This is a genomic window from Nocardia sp. NPDC060220, assembly GCF_042727815.1.
GTDB lineage: Bacteria > Actinomycetota > Actinomycetes > Mycobacteriales > Mycobacteriaceae > Nocardia.
This window is the reverse complement of sequence record NZ_JBHWZY010000937.1, coordinates 1-2,524: the sequence shown is the minus strand read 5'-3', so window position 1 is coordinate 2,524 and position 2,524 is coordinate 1. Positions and strand designations below refer to the sequence as shown.

Sequence of the window (2,524 nt, the reverse complement as noted above, 5' to 3'; positions counted from 1 at the left end):
GCACGGGGCCTCCGAGGTGGCGGCGGACGACGGGGTCGGTCCACAGGCGTCTTCCGAAGCGGCCCCGGTCACGCCTTGAGGCTCTCTCGCAGCGCGGTGATGAGCCGGTTGGCGCGGTGTTGAGAATGAACTCCGGATCGGCACGCCAACCGGCGAACAAGCCGTCCTCGAAACCCGTTCGGGTCACGCGCTTCAGGTAAACGGCGGGGATGATCTGATCGGTGTCGACATTGGACCGGCGCAGCGGTACGCCGATGCCTTTGTGAACGGTGAAGGCTTCCATAACGATTCCCTTTCGATCTGTAGGTGATCGGTGACTCAGGCCAGATCGGCAGGCGAGGACAGGGTTCCACGGACTGCCGTGGCGGCCGCGACCAGCGGCGAGACCAGGTGCGTGCGACCGCCCTTGCCCTGCCTGCCCTCGAAATTGCGGTTCGAGGTCGACGCGCAGCGCTGGCCGGGTTCGAGCTGATCGGGATTCATACCCAGGCACATCGAGCAGCCCGCCTGACGCCATTCCGCGCCCGCGGCGGTGAAAATCTCGCCGAGTCCTTCTTTTTCCGCCTGCGCGCGCACCCGCATCGAGCCAGGCACAACCAGCATTCGTACGCCCTCGGCGACCTGGCGTCCCTTCAAAACATCGGCCACCGCGCGCAAATCTTCGATCCGGCCGTTGGTGCAGGAGCCGACGAATACGGTGTCGACGCTCACCTCACGCAGCGGCATTCCCGGCGTCAGGTCCATGTAGCGCAAGGCCTTCTCGGCGGATTCGCGCTCGTTCTCGTCGGCGATCTGGGCCGGGTCGGGCACATTCGCGCCCAGCGGCAGGCCCTGGCCGGGGTTGGTGCCCCAGGTGACGAACGGGGTGAGCGTGTTCGCGTCGATGTGGACCTCGGCGTCGTACTGCGCGCCTTCGTCGGTGACCAGCGCGTCCCAGGAGGCCACTGCGGCATCCCAGTCGGCTCCCTGCGGTGCGTGCGGGCGGCCCTTCAGGAATTCGTAGGTCACCTCGTCGGGGCCGATCATGCCGGCGCGTGCGCCCGCTTCGATGGACATGTTGCAGATCGTCATCCGCGCTTCCATCGACAGCTTGCGGATCGCCTCGCCGCGGTATTCCAGCACATAGCCCTGGCCGCCGCCCGTGCCGATCTCGGCGATCACGGCCAGGATCAGGTCCTTGCTCGTGACGCCGGGCGCCAATTCACCGTCGACGGTGATCGCCATCGTCTTGAACGGGCGCAGCGACAGCGTCTGGGTGGCGAGCACGTGCTCGACCTCACTGGTGCCGATGCCCATCGCCAGCGCGCCGAAGGCGCCGTGGGTGGAGGTGTGGCTGTCACCGCAGACGACGGTCATGCCGGGCTGGGTGAGACCCAGCTGCGGACCGACCACGTGCACGATGCCCTGCTCCGCGTCGCCCATCGAGTGCAGGCGCACGCCGAATTCGGCGCAGTTGCGGCGCAGCGTCTCCACCTGGGTACGCGAGATCGGGTCGGCGATCGGCTTGTCGATATCGGTGGTGGGGACGTTGTGGTCCTCGGTGGCGATGGTGAGATCGGTCCTGCGCACCGGACGGCCCGCCGCGCGTAGCCCGTCGAAGGCCTGCGGACTGGTCACCTCGTGCACGAGGTGCAGATCGATGTAGATCAGGTCGGGTTCGCGGGAGGAACCATCGCCTTCGCCAGTGACGACGACGTGCTGTTCCCACACCTTCTCGGCCAGTGTGCGAGCGCGCTCGGCCATAGCTTGATCACCTTTCGACGGGCATACTTGGTATCTCAGCATTTGAGACGTTAGTATCGTTCTATGAGACAGCATAGCGGTATCGGTGTTCTCGACAAAGCCGTGGCGGTGCTCTATGCCGTCGCCGACGAGCCCTGCGGTCTCAACGACCTGTGCACCCGCACCGGCCTGCCACGGGCCACCGCGCATCGGCTGGCGGTCGGGCTGGAGACGCACCGGCTGCTGGCCCGTGACGGCAACGGACTGTGGCGGCCGGGGCCCGCGCTCACCGAGTTGTCGGCGGGGGCGGCCGATCCACTGGTGGAGGCCGCCGGTGCCATTCTGCCCCGTCTGCGCGAGATCACCGGCGAGAGCGTCCAGCTCTACTGCCGCGACGGTCACGCCCGCGTCTGCGTCGCCGCGCTGGAGCCGCCCGTCGGCCTGCGCGACACGGTGCCGGTCGGTTCGCGACTACCGCTCACCGCGGGTTCGGCGGCGAAGGTGTTGCTGGCATGGGCCGATCCCGAGTTGCAGCGCACGGTCCTGGCCGACGCGGTGTTCGGCGACCGGGCACTGGCCGAGGTACGCAAGCGCGGCTGGGCGCAGAGTGCCGCCGAGCGCGCGCAGGGGGTGGCGAGCGTGTCGGCGCCGGTGCGCGATGCGGGCGGGGTGATCGTGGCCGCCGTGTCGGTCTCGGGGCCGATCGATCGAATGGGCCGTAGGCCGGGCGCGCGCTGGGCCGCCGATCTGGTCGCGGCCGCCGAGGCGTTGCACAAGCGATTGTAGAAACGAAGAAGGCCCC

General features: G+C 68.3%; 2 protein-coding genes and 1 pseudogene. 1 reads left to right on the top strand and 2 read right to left on the bottom strand.

Translation table 11 applies throughout. From position 1 onward, the window contains the following. Together ACFWF3_RS31960 and leuC are read right to left on the bottom strand one after the other, a co-directional pair. Nucleotides 1-283: pseudogene (locus tag ACFWF3_RS31960) on the bottom strand (hypothetical protein); the annotation flags it as partial. Between the two features lie 35 nt (nt 284-318). Beyond that, entirely contained in the window at nt 319-1,743 is a 1,425-nt protein-coding gene (gene leuC / locus ACFWF3_RS31955) for a 3-isopropylmalate dehydratase large subunit (protein WP_378992116.1), read from the bottom strand. 63 nt (nt 1,744-1,806) lie between these two features. Here leuC and ACFWF3_RS31950 point away from each other — a divergent pair, with 63 nt between their 5' ends. Beyond that, nucleotides 1,807-2,508 (top strand): IclR family transcriptional regulator, encoded by a 702-nt coding sequence (locus ACFWF3_RS31950; protein ID WP_101466364.1) that lies wholly within the window; start codon nt 1,807-1,809, stop codon nt 2,506-2,508. The last annotated feature ends 16 nt before the right edge of the window (nt 2,509-2,524 follow it).